Genomic DNA, 16,023 nt, shown 5'->3' with positions numbered 1-16,023 from the left:
TCGTCTTAGGATCTGGCGTTGATATAAGCTTTTTCTGAGATCTCGTGGTATTTCCACACATTGCTGCGGAACTTCTCATAGGACTCATATACCTTCTTCACTGCAGGATCTTTCTCCGCGATCTCCTGAATCGTCTGACGGGAGATGTCTTGCAACTCCTTCAACACGTCGTCAGGAAAGCGTCTGACATCCACACCGTGGTTGTTCACCAGTTCGTTCAACGCTGCATTGTTACGCGCTGTGTACTCATCCAGCATGTCCTGGTTGATCATACGCGCAGCCACCTCGACGATGGCTTGCAGATCTTTCGGTAGAGCCTCAAACGCTTTCTTGTTGAAGGTAAACTCCAAGGAAGTGCCGGGTTCATGCCAGCCTGGGTAGTAGTAGTATTTAGCCGCTTTATGCAGGCCGAACGCCAGATCATTGTACGGGCCCACCCATTCGGTGGCGTCGATAGCGCCGGTTTGCAGAGCAGTGAAGATTTCGCCGCCAGGCAACTGCACAGGCGTGCCTCCCGCCCGTTGCAGCACCTCGCCACCCAGGCCTGGGATACGCATCTTGAGACCTTTCAGGTCATCCAGAGAGTTGATCTCTTTGTTGAACCAGCCTCCCATCTGTACGCCGGTGTTGCCGCCAAGCATAGGAATGACGCCGAACGGTTCATACAATTCACGCCATAACTCCAGACCGCCGCCATAGCTGATCCAGGAATTGATTTCCTGGGCGTTCAGACCAAAAGGAACGGTTGAGAAGAACTGTGCGGCGGGAATTTTGCCTTTCCAGTAGTAGGATGCAGCGTGGCCTGCTTCCGCAGTACCCTGAGAGACCGCGTCAAATACTTCCAACGCGGGAACCAGTTCGCCGGCGCCGTAGACTTTGACCTTGAGGCGGCCATCGCTCATGCGTTCGACTTCTTTAGCGAAGCGTTCTGGGGCCTCGCCCAGTCCCGGGAAGTTTTTCGGCCAGGAAGTTACCAGCTTCCATTGGATGGTTTGCTTGGGCGCCTGCTGGGCAACCGGGGCCGCCGCTTCTTTCTCGGCGGAGCATCCGCCCAACAGCATTCCCAACATGCCCGCGCCCATCAGGGAAAACAGATAGCGTCTTTTCATTCGATTGCGTCTCCTTTTTGTCTTTATTCTTATGCGATCTCGGCGCCTTGCGCAGCCAAGCATCCAGCGCCAGTCGCCAAGCCTTCTAAACAGGCGGATAAAACCTGCTTAGATGAGCCGACGAGAAGGCTGCGTTCCGCAGTATAACTCGATTATCCGGCAAAAGGACACTGGCGAAGCGCACGCAAAATCTAACGGGTCACTTAACAGCCAGGCCGCTCAAATCACTTCCAGTTTGGCGTATGAAAGCACCAACCATTTGCTGCCCTGATCGTCGAAGTTCACCTGAATCCGGGAATGCGGACCACTGCCTTCATAGTTCAGCACCACGCCTTCGCCAAACTTTTCATGTCGCACTCGTTGTCCAAGGGAAATACCCGACTGCTGCGCGGATTCGCCAATAGCCCCATGCGCCGGCCCACGATCCCAAAACATAGGCTTGCTCACGACGGAGCGCAAACGCACTTCGCGCAATAGCTCATTGGGAATTTCGCGGACAAAGCGAGAGATAGAGTGGTATTTATCCTGACCGTACAAGCGGCGGCTTTCCGCGAAAGTAAGCACCAGCTTTTCCATGGCGCGCGTGATGCCGACGTAGCACAATCGACGCTCTTCTTCCAAGCGACCCGCCTCTTCCAGCGCCATTGAGTGAGGAAACAGTTCTTCCTCCATGCCTGTCAGGAACACCAAAGGAAACTCCAAACCTTTAGCGGAGTGCAGCGTCATAAGTTGCACTGCATCCTGATCCGCATCCGCCTGCCGCTCGCCAGCATCCAGAGCCGCCTGAGTCAGGAACTCCGCCAGCGGCGATTCATTGTCGAGCGTTTCGTACTCAGCAACCGCATTCACCAGCTCCAGCAGGTTTTCCTTGCGCGCTTCCGCCTTGTCGCCCTTTTCATTGGAGTGATGCTCCAGTATGCCGCTGACATCCAGCATATGCTTGGTCAGATCCTGCAAGCTGTTCTCTTTGGCATACTCACGCAGGGTTTCGACTATTTCAATAAAGTGCTTCAGGCCGGTCCCCGCCTTGCCTTTGATCAGGCCTGCGCCAACCGCCGCCACCGTGGTTTGCCACAACGACCCTCGGCGCTCGCGAGCCGCGTCGCGCAATGTCTCCAATGACTTGGCGCCAACGCCCCGAGGCGGAACATTGACCACCCGCTCAAAGGCCGCGTCATCATGAGCGAAATGAGCCAGACGCAAATACGCCACAGCGTTTTTGACTTCCAAGCGATCATAGAAGCGCAAACCGCCATAAATCCGATAAGGCACGCTGTGGCGAATCAGCGCTTCTTCCAATACCCGCGACTGCACGTTGGAACGATACAGCAGCGCCACTTCCGAACGGGAACGCCCCTGATTCACCCAGGACTGCACGGACTCGACGATATAGTTGGCTTCATCCTGCTCGTTAAACGCGGCGTACACATCAATCGCCTCGCCTTCGCCCTGATCCGTCCAGAGCTGCTTACCAAGGCGACTCGGATTGTGGGCAATGACGTGGTTGGCGGCCCGCAAAATGGTCTGTGTCGAGCGGTAGTTTTGTTCCAGACGCACCAGCGCCGCTTCGCCGAAGTCATTCTGGAAACGCTGGATATTCTCAATCTTGGCGCCACGCCAGCCGTAAATGGACTGGTCATCGTCTCCAACCACGGTCATAGGGACGCGGTCCCCCGCCAACACGCGCAGCCATGCATATTGAATGGTGTTGGTATCCTGAAACTCATCAACCAGAATATGTTGGAAGCGCTGCTGATAGTGCTGTAGCAGATCAGGCTTTTGCAGCCAGATTTCATGAGAGCGCAGCAGTAACTCGCCAAAATCCACCAGTCCGCTTTGCCGACAATATTCGTCGTAACGCTGGTATATCTTGTTCATGGTCTGCCGCCAGGCGTCGCTACCCGGCTCAATGTTTTCCGGTCGCAGCCCTTCGTCTTTCTGGCTGTTGATAAAATATTGCGCCTGGCGCGCAGGCCACTTGGACTCATCCAGTCCCAGCTCGCGAATCACTCGCTTCAGCATGCGCTGCTGGTCATCGGAGTCTATGACCTGAAAATTTTCCGGCAGTCCGGCTTCCCGCCAGTGGGCGCGCAGCAGTCGATGCGCCAGACTGTGAAAGGTGCCAAGCCACATGCCGCGAGTAGGAATATGCAACAGCGACTCCACCCGCTCGCGCATTTCCCGCGCCGCCTTATTGGTGAACGTCACCGCCATTATTGCGTGAGCGCCAATACGCTCGACTTGAATTAACCATGCCATGCGGTGCACAAGAACGCGGGTTTTGCCGCTACCGGCGCCTGCCAGAACCAGCAGGTTGCGGGCGCTGGCGGTCACCGCCTCACGTTGAGCATCGTTAAGCGGGTCCAATACCGCCGTTACGTCCATTGCTGAGACTTACCTCTCTTTGTTTGAAGGGCTTTGTTGTTAACGGCTTTCCGCGTATGACATGTCAGGAAAATTAACCGCAGACCAATCTCCGATTTTATTCGAAGTGCTTGTGCGCGAGTTCACTATCGGGTTAAATGGGACAACGAACAAAAAATAACAAAATGTTACATACAGTAAGCACACTGAACCGCTAAACCGGAGTCGCCGCTTTGCATATTTGCGGCGATTAATACTGGATAATTTTACAGCCTATTACAACATTGCATCGCTGCTTTCCAGGTTCGCCAACCGTCAAAAGCAGATATGACGGGTTTGTTTGTGCGGCGGGATTCCAGTGAAATCGGACAATTATACTAACATGCACCCCGGGACAAACGATATTCAAGCAAGCAGTTTAAAGCTGATGTCGACCATGGCGCGCCCTAAACCTCTCATGGTGCGTCGGGAGCAACTCATAAAGCTGGGGCGTCGCAGTCGCCACGCCGCCGCATTGCTTTTTTTAATCACCATGGGGTTTGTCGCCACCGCCTTTCCCCATCAGGCCATAGAGCCTCTGATCGGCCTCGCTGCGCTGGGAGTTTTCTGTGCAGTTTTGCTCGTCGCCTTCGGTTCACAGGCTCAGGCGCAATTACAGAATGAGAGCGCCAACCTACCTTGCAACGTCGCCAACCTCAGCAGGCTTTATGTATTACTCAGCGCCACAATCGCCACGGTGTTGGGGCCGATAACCGCATACGTCATCATGGATCTCCCCGCTTCCTGGCTGGACAGCGCCACTATCGCCCAGTTTGTCGGCGCGGGTCTTCTATCCTTTTTCCTTGGCGTCTGGCGCACCCCGTTTATTGTTCTCAGCGCGATGCCTCTTCTGTGGCTTGCAGTGCTGCTAATCGGCAGACAGCCCCTCCCTCAAGAGTTACTGACCAACGCCGCCATTCTCAGCGTCTTTCTCTATCCGCTCGCCGCGCTATGGTATCTCGCCTCCAGTCGCTACCTTAATCAGAATCTGCAGATGCAAGGCTTGATCGCCTACCTGGATAACGCCCGCTCCGCGTCAGAACAGCTTAATCAGCAGCTCGCCCATGAAATAACCTACCGAGAAGAGATTGAACAGGAGTTGCGGGAAACGCAAAAGGAGCTGGAAGGCGCAATCTGCGAGCGCACCCACGAATTGTCCGAAGCCAACCGTATTCTAAGTCAGCAAATCAAACTACGGAAAAATATCAGCGATGCGCTGATGAAAAGCCAGACCCGTTTATCGCAAGCCATTGAAGCCACCGGGTTGGCCTTGTGGGATTGGGATATTCCGAGAAACTCCCTTTATCAATCATTCTTTCACGACGCCTTTGGTCCTCGTGAAATGTCGGCGACCGCTTTCGTCGAGCGCATGCATGGACTGATACACCCTGACGATCGCCCACGCATTAGAAAAGAAATGATGCTGTGCCTGAAAGGTTTGAGTAACACTTATCGAGTGCAGTACCGCGTCATCACCGCCAAAGACGCCTGGATCTGGGTTGAGGATTGCGGCAAACCAGTCAGCTTCGACAAGCTTGGCCGCATTACGCGCATGATCGGGTCACGCAGAGATATCAGCAAAGAGAAAAGCCGCGATGAGCAGCTGCTTCTCGCCAAGTCTGTGTTTGACCATACTCCCCAGGGTGTCTTCGCGTTGGATACGGAGTTCCGCTTCCTCACCGTCAACAATGCCTTCAGCCAGATCACAGGGTATGAAACAGAAGAAGTGATCGGTAGCAGTCTTGAGGATTTCAGCCAGGCGCCCAACAAGCGACAAGTGTTCAGCCGAATTCGCGACGAGCTCTCTTTGCGAGGCCGTTGGCAAGGCGAGTTATATGAAAAGCGCAAGTCCGGCGAATTCTATTGTCAGTGGCTGCAGGTTACTTCGATCATCAATACAGAAGGCGCCACCACCCATTACGCAGGCCTGTTTTCCGACCTGACTGAGCGTAAACAGGCGGACGAGAAGCTCCACTATCTGCTGAACTATGATGAATTGACCGGGCTGGCGAATCGCATGCTGTTCCGCGAGCGACTGGATAAAATTCTCCGCAAAGTGCGAGAGCAAGGACTCAGCATTAATATGCTGCTGCTGAATGTCGACCGCTTTCGACAGGTGAACGAAAGCCTGGGGCAGGACCGAGGAGATGAGCTGTTAAAGCAGGTTGCTACACGCATCTCACAAACCGCATCCCACGCCCATACTTTGGCGCGCCTCGGCAGCGATGAGTTTGCAATTCTCACCCCTGCGAAAAGCCGCTCCCAGATGAGCCGTTTCTGTGAACAACTGCTGGACGAACTGAAAGCGCCGTTCAATATTGACGGACATGAGTTTTACGTTTCAACCTCAATAGGCGTCACTCAAGCCCCAGACAACGGCTGGGAAATCCAAACCCTGATGCAGCAAGCCAATATGGCGGTGCGGCAGGCCAAATACCTCGGCGGTAACACCTATGAGTTTTACAGCCGCATGTTGCGCAGCATGTCGCGCATGCGCCTGGAAGTAGAGACTGAATTACGCCGAGCGATACAAAATCAACAGATGGAAGTCTTCTTCCAGCCCAAGTTATCGCTGGATAGCGGTCGCATTACCGGAGTGGAGGCGCTGGCGCGCTGGCGGCACCCTCAGAGGGGACTGATCGGTCCCAGCGACTTCGTGCCCATGGCGGAGGAAAGCGGTCTGATCACCGAGCTGGGAGAACAAATGCTCGGCGCCGCCTGCGCTCAGGCCGCCGCCTGGAGCCGGGAGGGGCTGGATAATATACAGGTATCCGTCAATCTTTCCGCACATCAGTTACGTCAGAGCAACTTACCGCAACTGGTGCGCAAAGTCCTGCAGGAAACAGATCTTCCCCCGCATCTGCTGGATCTGGAGCTGACGGAAAGCACGCTGATGGAAAACATGGGCCGCACCCAGTTTATGCTCTCCCGTCTGAGAGAGATGGGCGTGCGCATCACTGTGGACGATTTCGGGACAGGCTATTCATCTCTCTCTTACCTCAAGCGCTTTCCGCTAAACGCTTTGAAAATAGACCGCATGTTCATCAAAGACGCACACCAAAACGCCGACGACGCCGCCATCACCCGCGCAGTCATCATGCTGGGTAAAAGCCTGAATCTTGAAGTCATCGCTGAAGGCGTGGAGCACGAAGGGCATTTGGAGTTCTTGCGAGAAAGCGGATGTCATACTGTGCAGGGATACCTCATCGCCGAGCCGCTGGGGGCCGAAGAGATGGCGAGCCTGTTGCGAGAGCAACGCATCGATTCTCCCGCACTGCAAAACCCAACGCAGGTCATTCAATAACATCTAGCGACTTTTGGTCAGTGTAATCCTGCTTCACTTTTGTCTATTCTTAAAGCAGTTCTTCAATCCCGCCCCGAAAGCGGATTCACGGGCTTACCCTGCCTACCGATCCCACAGGGCTTATAGACACTCCAAGGTAGTTGGATGGGACGCCCCCACGATATATTGAATTGGCTTCGACAAAACCGGGATTCGCTGCGCAAGAGCGAACAGAAAGTGGCGGAATGTGTGCTGCGCAACCCCAACGATGTCATTCACATGCGCATCGTTGATCTGGCGACAGAGGCCGGCGTCAGCGAGCCGACTATAGTGCGCTTCTGTCGCACCATCAGTTTTGACAGCTTCCAAAGCCTGAAAGTGAGCCTCGCCCAGCAACTTGCAAGTATACAAAGGCAAACGCCGTTTCCAATAAACTCTGGAGGTAGTCTGCAGCAGACTGGCGCCAAGATATTCAGCGACGTGCAGTCGTCATTACAGCAGGTCTTCAATCAGCTGGCCTGGGAGCGGATTGAGCAGGTATGCGCCTGGATTTCCGAATCCTCCCGCTTATACTTTTTCGGCTATGGCGCATCCGCAGCCGTGGCGGCGGATGCGCAACAAAAGTTCTTTCGCTTAAAGTTGAACTCCCAGGCCTGCCCCGATCCAGATATGCAAATGCTGATCGCCGGTCTGGTGGAGGAAAACGACGTTATCGTCGCCATCTCTCACAGCGGACGCACTAACAACCTGATCCAGTCCTGCATGCGTGCGCGAGCCTCCGGCGCAAGGGTTGTCGCCATCAGTCCGCCTCAGTCGGCGTTGGCTAATATCGCCAATCTAAATATCGGCGTCGCAGTGGACGAAGATACTGACGCCTTCACTCCTTTGGCTTCACGCCTTGCCCATTTAATGGTTCTGGATACCATCGCCACCAATCTGTTTCAAAAACTTGATAAGCGTCATGCGCAAAAACTCAACCAGGCTAAAAAGAATCTAAGCTCGTTGCGGCTCTCACCTAATTAATTGTATTATCGGTGAAATAATATACAGCATAAGACCGACGCTCCTCAGTCGGCTGGACAAGGCATCGCACCAACGCAGGAACGGATTGATAACACGCGTTATCAAGCAGTAAGCCGGTTGTCATTCCAGTGTAAAAAATAACAACTACAGTGAATCGTCACTAGGCTAAGGGGAAAGCCATGCAAAATATGAATCAACCTTCCGATTCCGTCGCCAGTACAATTCTTGACGTTTTTTACGAGTCCGAAACTCAAGAGAGGAAAAGCAAAGAAAAGCAAGCCTCAAAGCGACGTCTTCAAGCCCGCAGGGCGATAGAAGACTATCTGGAAAACAAGCGGTTGCGTGAGGCTACCGAAGATTACTATCTTTCTAAATAAACGCATTTCATAGCGTTCTTCGCGTGCGTTCCCACTTCCTCCCGGACGCACGCGCGTCCTCCGCTTAACCAAGCGGCCGCTGGATATTTCGTCAAAATAAACCAGACTTGTTGATGCCGGTGAGCGGCTGAAGCAGACATGGGGACATCCAGGGAGCATGACGATGGAAACGCTGCAATTGCGGGATATTTCAGAAACCGCACTCCTGCCTCTTTGGGCCAGGGCGATGGAAACTTTGCGCCCCGACGCCATCATTCACGACGACAAGGCTCTGGAAATGTACCAGCGCCTCAATTATGACTTCAAACGCTTCAGCAACGCCTGGCTGTCACAGTTAGCCATCGCCATCCGCACAGATCTCATTGACAAACTGGTGACGGATTTCATCAACACCCACCCTCATGCGGTCATCATTAATCTTGGGGCCGGCTTCGACAGCCGCTACCTGCGCGTGGACAACGGTTTGATTCAATGGTTCGACCTCGACCTCCCCAACGTCATCGCCGCTCGTCGCCTGTTTTTCAGCGATTCTGATCGTTACCACATGCTGGAGCAGTCACTGTTCGACGTATCCTGGCTGGAGCATGCCGCCGGTGAGTCTGACAATTGCCTGATTTTGGCGGAAGGCGTGCTGATGTACTTCACAGAACAACGCATCAAACAGTTTTTCAATTACCTTGCCGAACGTATCCCTCACGCTCGCATGCTTTTCGAGATGCTGCCTCATGGAGCCCTGGGGCAAGCTCATTTACATGAGGCCATTGGGTGGATGAACGCGGCCTTTCAATGGACACTGCATAATATCCGTCGCCTGGAAAGTTGGAACTCCCACATCAAAGTCAAACAGGAATGGTGCATTCTCGACTACCACTGGGAACGCTGGGGAGCGTTAAGCTTGCTCGCCTGGTCTCCCTGGCATCGTTACCTGTTTGGCGAAAAGCTGGCGTTACTTGAGTTTGATTGAGCATCCGCTCGATAAGTACAGCCAGCGTCTATACTAAAAACAATCGCCTCCACATCGCGGCGTAGTCGCACAAGGGGATGTCCGTATTCAACAGGAGCCCGATATGTCATGAAGCCAATTACCTGCCCACAGTTTGTTGAGTTGGAAAAAGACCTGATTGACGAGTTTGTCGCCTGCTTTCAGGAAAACGTCGAAGAGATCGAACACACGATTCAAACCCTGGAGCATCAGGTTAATCCTGATTTGATCAACGAGCTGTTCCGCAGCATGCACTCCCTCAAAGGCAACTGCAGAATGGTCTTTCTGGACGCCATGGTGGACGTTATCCACGAGCTGGAGGAAATCGTTTCCGACATGCGCAAAGGAGAGCTGCCTTATCAGCCTATGTTCGGCGTTTTCTTTATGAGCATCATTGGCTATGTCGAAACCCTGGTTGGGCAGTTGGCGAGCGACCACACTGCAGACGGAGATCTACAGGAGTCCCTGCTTAAAGTCATCGCCAAAGTGCGTAACGCCTCCCCTGGAAACGTAATCGCCGTCATCAACGAAGGTCTGGATGAGTTGTTGTCCGGCCCCAAGGACGCAGGAGAAGCGCCCCGCCCCGAAGCGGCTATGCCGAGCTACTTCGCCCCCGGCAAAGACTCTGATCAGCAGTTATTTCGCTTCCTGGCGCGCCAGCTGGATCAACTCAGCATCTACCGAAAGGATCGCACGCAAAAGGAACTGGAGCTGTGTACAGCCATCAACGAAGAGTTGGGCGGTCCGATAAACGAAGAACAACTCAGCGCCGCAGTGCTGCTGCACGATTTAGGCATGGCTTTTGTGCCAGTTGGGCTGGCCCACAAACATGAAGAACAGCTGTCCCGCGAAGAGCAGAAAATCATGGCCGCTCACGTCGCCACCAGTTCGCAAATTCTGCACCGCTTTGGCGGCTGGGAAGACGCAGCGCAGATTGTTCTGCATCATCATGAGCATTATGACGGTAGCGGATATCCATTCGGAGTGAGCGGTAAAGACATCCCTATGGGCTCCAAAGTGCTGGCGATATGCGACGCATTCTTCGAAATAACCAGCGAACGTGAAGATCGCTCGTACAAGAAGTCTCTGTTTGAGGCCGTGCGCTACGTTAACAGCTATAACGGCTCACTGTTTGATCCCGATTGCGTTGAAGCATTCAACATGGCGGTAAGAAAGCTCTATATCGCAAAGGAAAGTTAGGACAACAGCCCAACGACAACACATAAAAAAACCGCGTATGGCGTCGCCTACGCGGTTTTTCTTTAAGAGCGGAAGATCAATGATCCCCGCTTTATTACATAAGGCTTATTAAGCAGCCTGCTTGCGACGACGCAAACCAACCGCCGCCAGACCAAGGCCCATCAGAGCCAGAGCGCCAGGCTCAGGTACTGAGAAAGGAACTTTGCCTTCGATAGTATCGTTGCCGCAGGTCATACCCCAATGGAAAGCAATCTCATCACCTTTAACCAGATCAGTACCAGCAATATCAAAGGTGAAAGAAACCTTACCGTTTACAGTGTCTACCAACCAAGAGCCAGAACCAACAGAAGTTACGTTAGAGCTGCCAGTTTTGACAGCAACTTCCTGGCCATGGCGATAGTTGGCATAAGTGCCATTAATGAAGTTATTAGACAAATATGCGTTATCACGGTTTGCAGCTCCGTTCAGTTCGTACAGAGCGCCATCGCCGCCTACCGTGCTCCAACGGTCATCCAAGCTAAAGCCGTAGGTCCACTTAGTGCCTGTGCTATGTCTATCTTCCAGGTAACCGGTATCGGCATCCCCATTGGGCGTCCAGGAAGAAGACAAGAACAAATCGCCAAACGCGATGCCTTTTTTCTGACTCAGTGCTGTATCAGTGACGTAGTTATTAAAAACACCAACATGGTTAACAAAGTTAGTGTAAACGTCTACCGTCAGTAAAGTTCCAGCTACACTCACGTCAATTCCCTTTACATCGAATTTCGAGGCGTCGCCGATAACATCGCCATATCCATGATCTTTGCCTACATACTCATCGTTAATTTGGTATGCAAACGCGGAGACAGAGGAACCCAAAGCTACTACTGCAGCCAGTACTTTGAAAGTTTTCATAGACAACTACTACCCGATAATTGGTTTATTGATTTGTAAGCCAAAAGGCCCGTACAAAATTAGTGACAGAATATATGCATTTTCGGGGCCAATATTAATAATCTATTGTTATTAAAAGGATAAGCATAAAAACTCAGCTCTTGGCGCTTAGCTTTTAAGTTAATGATGTAAATTTAACCGACATTCTAACCGGCCAAGTGTCAGCTTCGTCAGCGCAATATGGCGATAAACTCTTAAAAAGAGATCGCCAGAAGAGGTGGTGTTACTTGTTTTGATCTATTTTTAGATAAGGAGAGACTGCACGCCCAGCATCGGCATTCGTAAAGTAAGAGCTATCGCAGAAAGACAGCAGCTCAGAGTGGAAGCAATTTACAATGCCAAGCAACGAGCGAAAGCCATGTCAGATTTCGATGCGCTCTTAGCAATATCAGGTACGGCCCTCGTCGTTGCCGGACTTATTTTGTTTATTGCGGAAAAGGTAATACATCACAATCATCAGGGCCGGCTCCCACCAGATATTTTATACCCCGCCCTCATGCTTACTGTTGCGGGCGTCGGTGTAACGCTGGTTCCAACGCCACAGCCCGAATTAACTGAACTTGAGCAATTACCGCCTCCCGGCGCGGGATCGGTTTATGATACAGGCATGGTTGTTCGCGGCAGCCCGACACTATTCACCGACTCACTTGTTCAAGCTCCAGAGAATAGTTCTTCAAGGCGAGAAGGCGCTCAAGCAGGCACATTCGATCTGCTGTCTTACAGCGTTAATGGAATGCCTCAACAGCTCAACGGTTCAATGGATATTCGCCCAACTGCAGAGGATACGTATGAGTGGATCGCTGATATTGAGTCTTACACCGACTTTGGCTTGCCGGTTATTTATTACTACACGGGCCAACTCTACCAGGAAAACGGCGCTTGGCGTCTGCTGATCACATCCAGTAATGACCTGTCTTGGGAAAAAGGCTTTTCGGTTCCTGCACAGGTTGAGATGCGTAGTGACTATTTAAGTATGAGTTATGACTACAATGGCGCGAGCGTACTTGCTGAGTGGAGCTCGGATTAACGCTCACGCCATACTTCCCCTGCTAACCTTCTTCTATCGTCACCCCTCTCCAGAAAGCAACATAGTTCTGAATATTACTGGCGGTTTCTGAGGCGGTAGGATAATACCAGGCCGCATCGCGATTGGTTGAGCCCTCTACTTCAATGTCGTAATAGCAGGCCGTACCTTTCCATCCACAGACAGTGCGGGTATCACTTGCCTTGAAGTATTCCGAGCGGATTGCGGAAGGGGGAAAGTAATGGTTCCCTTCCAGTATGATTGTGTTCTGACTTTCGGCAATGACTGCGCCATTCCATATAGCTTTCATAGTCCGTCTCCTGATTGTCTATCGATTGTTGTTATTTTTGTTCGCATCCCGCGTTTCAATACCGACAGAACTGCATGCGCGAGCCCAGTATAGATATACGGCCTCGCTGGGAAAAGGTATCAATTATTTTGTGAAGAAGGCGGGCTTCGATGCCCGAATTTAAATGCGACGTAAATGACAGCCAGACTCAACAGAAACCAGCCCACGCCCCAAAGCATGCCTGAGCCGCCATAAGCCTCCCCAAGCATCACTGCGTCGGACCGCAGGTGAGAGCGTTCAATCGTATCGCTGTATATGTCCAATGGCGCGTATAACATGCTGGTGACGCCGATCACTCGCAGCACAGCGTCATTAAACGACATCGGCAGCCAGATCGCGCTCGCTATCATGGCTCCCCCCGTAGCGAGCGCAAACCCCAACGCAAAGACATCTCTTATCCACCAGGCGGCTATCGCCAATAAAGACAGGCCAAGAATGAACATCAGCGCACGATCAAGTCGGCTTAGCAGAGCCGTCAGATAAATCAGTACGCCCCAGATCAACGACCCAAGATAACCAGCGGACAACGTTAGAAACCGGTTACCGCCGCGGGATAGCACATGTCCGCCCTGGTCAACGGAAATAACCATTTCCACCACTTCCCCTCCCGTCGCCACCGTCATAATGGCGTGCGAGGCCTCATGAAAGAATACCACCAGTAATTTAAGAGGTATCAGCACCGGATAGGGCCAAAGCACCACAACCAAAAGAATAACGCCAATAAGAGGAAGGTATGCTTTGGCCAAAATAGACTCCTTTATCGCATTCAGGCTGGAATACTGGAAACGACGCTATGGACGCCTTTCGGGCTATCCGCCAATTATATTCGCCCGTTATCTTAACTGAAAAACTAGGCTACAGTGTCATACTCCATAATTTCATAAGAGTCGCTCAGGCCTATCGCTGGCGTTCCGTATCCCGCCAGATGCCAGAAGCGGGGAAACCACCCCTGGAAGGCGTTTGTCGTAGGGAACCAGAACTCGCCAAAGTTGGGATCAAAAAAGGTGACATCCGTATCGCTCCAAGCTGCGACTGCGTGAGCAAAATTAGGCCCGGCAATACCTATCATTTTGTATGACTTGGCGCTGGATGTAATAGCCCGCCCAATGTCTGCGGAAAAGTCCCTACGACGCCCTCCACGAGTGCCAGTCGATCCTCGCGACATGCCCTTGAACCAGCTTGGACCACTGGAAATATGCTTACGTCTGGTCACACCTTTAGATTGCAACCAACGCTCTGTCGCATAAGTTTGGTCTTCTCTGCCGCTGCCTGGCTGGCCCACGAGCGCTCCGGAATTCATCGTGCTCCCGATAATAAACATCTGCATAATCTGGCGGACTTTATTAGGATCGATATCTCCACCAGCGCGGCTTATCCAACCCGCCAAAGAGGTCGCCTCACCGGAACGAGCATATTTCTCTGCATTGGCGTGCACTTCCAACCACTTCGCCGCCAGCATCTCGCATATTCCGCCACTGGATTCCGGGTTGGTAAGAATTAAGCTTCTTACTGGGTTCTTCACCTGAGAAAAGCGCCAAGTGCAATGACCGCCAGCGGCTGTTGCGGAGTTCTGCACTCCCGCCACACGCAAAGACAAGATATTGTGGGCTAACCAATCGAACATAACGGGCATTTTACGTACTCCTAAATACAACTAAATCTCGTAAATAACGCACTTTCCCCAGGTATTAAGGGGTGAAACTGAAAGCGCAAAACTGCAGTCGCGACTGATGTAGATACTAATTCAGATCGACCGCCGGCTTGTATCTGGGAAAGCGCGCACAAACCACCTTTGCATTCCTAGACTTTAGTCCAACTCTTCGCGGTGGGTCAGACCAAGCAAGGTTGGACCAGCGATATCCGATCAAGTTCCCAAGGAGCTGTTATATTTAATAATACGCCCCTTCTTCATCCGTTTATTGCACAGGTGATGTTATGGACCCCAGGGAAGTGAAATCCACCGAAGACGCACGCACGCTTATCGAAGACTCCATGTTCAAGCACATAAAAGTTGGCATATTTGATATTGATGGCGTCATGCGCGGCAAATACATGTCGCGAGACAAGTTTTTATCGTCATTGAACAAAGGATTTGGCTTCTGTGATGTTGTTCTGGGCTGGGATGTAAAAGATCAGCTTTATGACAATGTTGCCTACACTGGCTGGCATACAGGCTACCCTGATGCGCAAGTGCGCATCATTCCCTCCAGTTGCCGTACGTTGCCTCTTGAAAGCGGCGGCGTATTTTTCCTCGCTGAATTTGCTGATAAAGCAGAAGCAATCTGCCCACGCGCCCTGCTCAAAAGAGTGGTCGCGAAAGCGAGAGACATGGGGCTGGAAGTCGATTGCGGTTTTGAATATGAATTCTTTGTTTTTGAAGAGACGCCTCACAGTATTCGAGAGAAATCTTTCCAAGGCCTCACTCCCATGGCGCCGTCAGAATTTGGTTATTCTGTTATCCGCAACAGTGTGGAGTCAGATACCTATTTGAGCCTGCTGCAATTGGCGGATGATATGGACTTTCCTCTTGAGGGCCTTCACGAGGAAACCGGCCCCGGCGTCCTTGAAGCGGCGATTACCCACGATGAAGCAATTAACGCCGCCGATAAAGCGGCATTATTTAAAACGTTCACCAAAATTGCGCTGCAAAAGCAGGGTAAGATGGCCACCTTCATGGCCAAGTGGTCTAAAGACTACCCAGGACAAAGTGGTCACATACATTTATCGTTAAAAGACGATAAAGGGCTGAATCTTTTTTATGATGGAGAAAGAGAAGCCCACATGAGCGCCACGATGCGCCATTTCATTGCAGGCCAACAAAAGCTGATGCCTGAACTGATGGCGATGATTGCTCCCACGGTTAACTCTTATCGAAGACTCATTCCTGGGTTTTGGGCTCCTACAGAAGCCAGCGTTGGCATAGATAACAGAACCTGCGCTATCCGAGTCATTCCTGGAGACGTACAGTCCCAACGTTTGGAGTATCGAATTGGCGCCGCCGACGCCAATCCCTATATCATCCTCGCAGCAGTTATCGCATCGGGTTTGTGGGGAATGGAAAACAAACTTGAGCCTGAATGTATGGTGGAGGGCAACGCCTACGATCAGGCTTTTCCTGAGCATCTGCAGCTTCCATCGACTTTATGGGACGCGGCGCAGCGTCTGAAAAACTGCCAGATGGCCAGAGACTTCTTTGGTTCCCCTTTTGTCGAACACTTTGCAGCGACTCGCGAGTGGGAGGAGCGGGAGTACAGGAAATATATTTCAATGTGGGAGCTGGAACGCTACTTCGAGATAATCTGAGTATAAACGTCAGCTAAGGGAGAAGAAGTTTGTAGAT

At 52.0% G+C, this 16,023-nt stretch carries 13 protein-coding genes; 7 read left to right on the top strand and 6 right to left on the bottom strand.

All coding sequences use genetic code 11. The annotated features are described in order from the left end of the window. Positions 1–5 precede the first annotated feature (5 nt). Both ACQYWX_RS03010 and uvrD read right to left on the bottom strand, forming a co-directional pair. Positions 6–1,109, bottom strand: coding sequence for a TRAP transporter substrate-binding protein (locus ACQYWX_RS03010; RefSeq protein WP_216739388.1), 1,104 nt, complete (start codon positions 1,107–1,109; stop codon positions 6–8). A gap of 219 nt (positions 1,110–1,328) precedes the next feature. Next, the gene (uvrD, locus tag ACQYWX_RS03005) at positions 1,329–3,494 is read right to left on the bottom strand and encodes a DNA helicase II (protein WP_431687836.1); all 2,166 of its coding nucleotides are present in this window, start codon (positions 3,492–3,494) and stop codon (positions 1,329–1,331) included. Positions 3,495–3,900: 406 nt separating this feature from the next. Here uvrD and ACQYWX_RS03000 point away from each other — a divergent pair, with 406 nt between their 5' ends. The 5 genes from ACQYWX_RS03000 to ACQYWX_RS02980 all read left to right on the top strand — a co-directional run bounded on the left by ACQYWX_RS03000 (position 3,901) and on the right by ACQYWX_RS02980 (position 10,377). Further along, positions 3,901–6,816 (top strand): EAL domain-containing protein, encoded by a 2,916-nt coding sequence (locus ACQYWX_RS03000; RefSeq protein WP_431687835.1) that lies wholly within the window; start codon positions 3,901–3,903, stop codon positions 6,814–6,816. A gap of 144 nt (positions 6,817–6,960) precedes the next feature. Continuing rightward, a complete protein-coding gene (locus tag ACQYWX_RS02995; RefSeq protein WP_216739391.1) occupies positions 6,961–7,818 on the top strand; it encodes a MurR/RpiR family transcriptional regulator in 858 nt (285 codons plus the stop codon). Between the two features lie 179 nt (positions 7,819–7,997). Next, on the top strand, positions 7,998–8,195 hold the full coding sequence (locus ACQYWX_RS02990) for a PA3496 family putative envelope integrity protein (protein WP_127968310.1): 198 nt from the start codon (positions 7,998–8,000) through the stop codon (positions 8,193–8,195). 163 nt (positions 8,196–8,358) lie between these two features. Beyond that, a complete protein-coding gene (locus tag ACQYWX_RS02985) occupies positions 8,359–9,159 on the top strand; it encodes a class I SAM-dependent methyltransferase (RefSeq protein WP_431687834.1) in 801 nt (266 codons plus the stop codon). A gap of 108 nt (positions 9,160–9,267) precedes the next feature. Continuing rightward, the gene (locus ACQYWX_RS02980; protein WP_431687833.1) at positions 9,268–10,377 is read left to right on the top strand and encodes an HD domain-containing phosphohydrolase; all 1,110 of its coding nucleotides are present in this window, start codon (positions 9,268–9,270) and stop codon (positions 10,375–10,377) included. Between the two features lie 108 nt (positions 10,378–10,485). Here the strand turns inward: ACQYWX_RS02980 and ACQYWX_RS02975 are convergent, their stop codons facing one another. Next, positions 10,486–11,271, bottom strand: a complete 786-nt coding sequence (locus tag ACQYWX_RS02975) for a PEP-CTERM sorting domain-containing protein (protein WP_216739394.1) — start codon at positions 11,269–11,271, stop codon at positions 10,486–10,488. 358 nt (positions 11,272–11,629) lie between these two features. Between ACQYWX_RS02975 and ACQYWX_RS02970 the strand changes: the two genes are divergently transcribed. Further along, on the top strand, positions 11,630–12,337 hold the full coding sequence (locus ACQYWX_RS02970) for a hypothetical protein (RefSeq protein ID WP_431687832.1): 708 nt from the start codon (positions 11,630–11,632) through the stop codon (positions 12,335–12,337). A gap of 22 nt (positions 12,338–12,359) precedes the next feature. On the opposite strand, the gene ACQYWX_RS02965 is transcribed toward ACQYWX_RS02970, so the two are convergent. The 3 genes from ACQYWX_RS02965 to ACQYWX_RS02955 form a co-directional block, all read right to left on the bottom strand. Further along, entirely contained in the window at positions 12,360–12,644 is a 285-nt protein-coding gene (locus ACQYWX_RS02965; protein ID WP_431687831.1) for a DUF427 domain-containing protein, read from the bottom strand. 119 nt (positions 12,645–12,763) lie between these two features. Then, positions 12,764–13,429: a M50 family metallopeptidase gene (locus tag ACQYWX_RS02960; protein WP_216739397.1), complete on the bottom strand. Its 666-nt coding sequence runs from the start codon at positions 13,427–13,429 to the stop codon at positions 12,764–12,766. 104 nt (positions 13,430–13,533) lie between these two features. Beyond that, complete coding sequence (locus ACQYWX_RS02955) at positions 13,534–14,316, bottom strand: YopT-type cysteine protease domain-containing protein (RefSeq protein WP_431687830.1); 783 nt, start codon at positions 14,314–14,316, stop codon at positions 13,534–13,536. Positions 14,317–14,618: 302 nt separating this feature from the next. Here ACQYWX_RS02955 and ACQYWX_RS02950 point away from each other — a divergent pair, with 302 nt between their 5' ends. Beyond that, on the top strand, positions 14,619–15,986 hold the full coding sequence (locus tag ACQYWX_RS02950; RefSeq protein WP_431687829.1) for a glutamine synthetase family protein: 1,368 nt from the start codon (positions 14,619–14,621) through the stop codon (positions 15,984–15,986). The last annotated feature ends 37 nt before the right edge of the window (positions 15,987–16,023 follow it).

It is taken from the genome of Hahella sp. NBU794 (assembly GCF_050749805.1).
GTDB lineage: Bacteria > Pseudomonadota > Gammaproteobacteria > Pseudomonadales > Oleiphilaceae > Hahella.
This window is presented reverse-complemented; position numbering and strand designations above follow the sequence as displayed.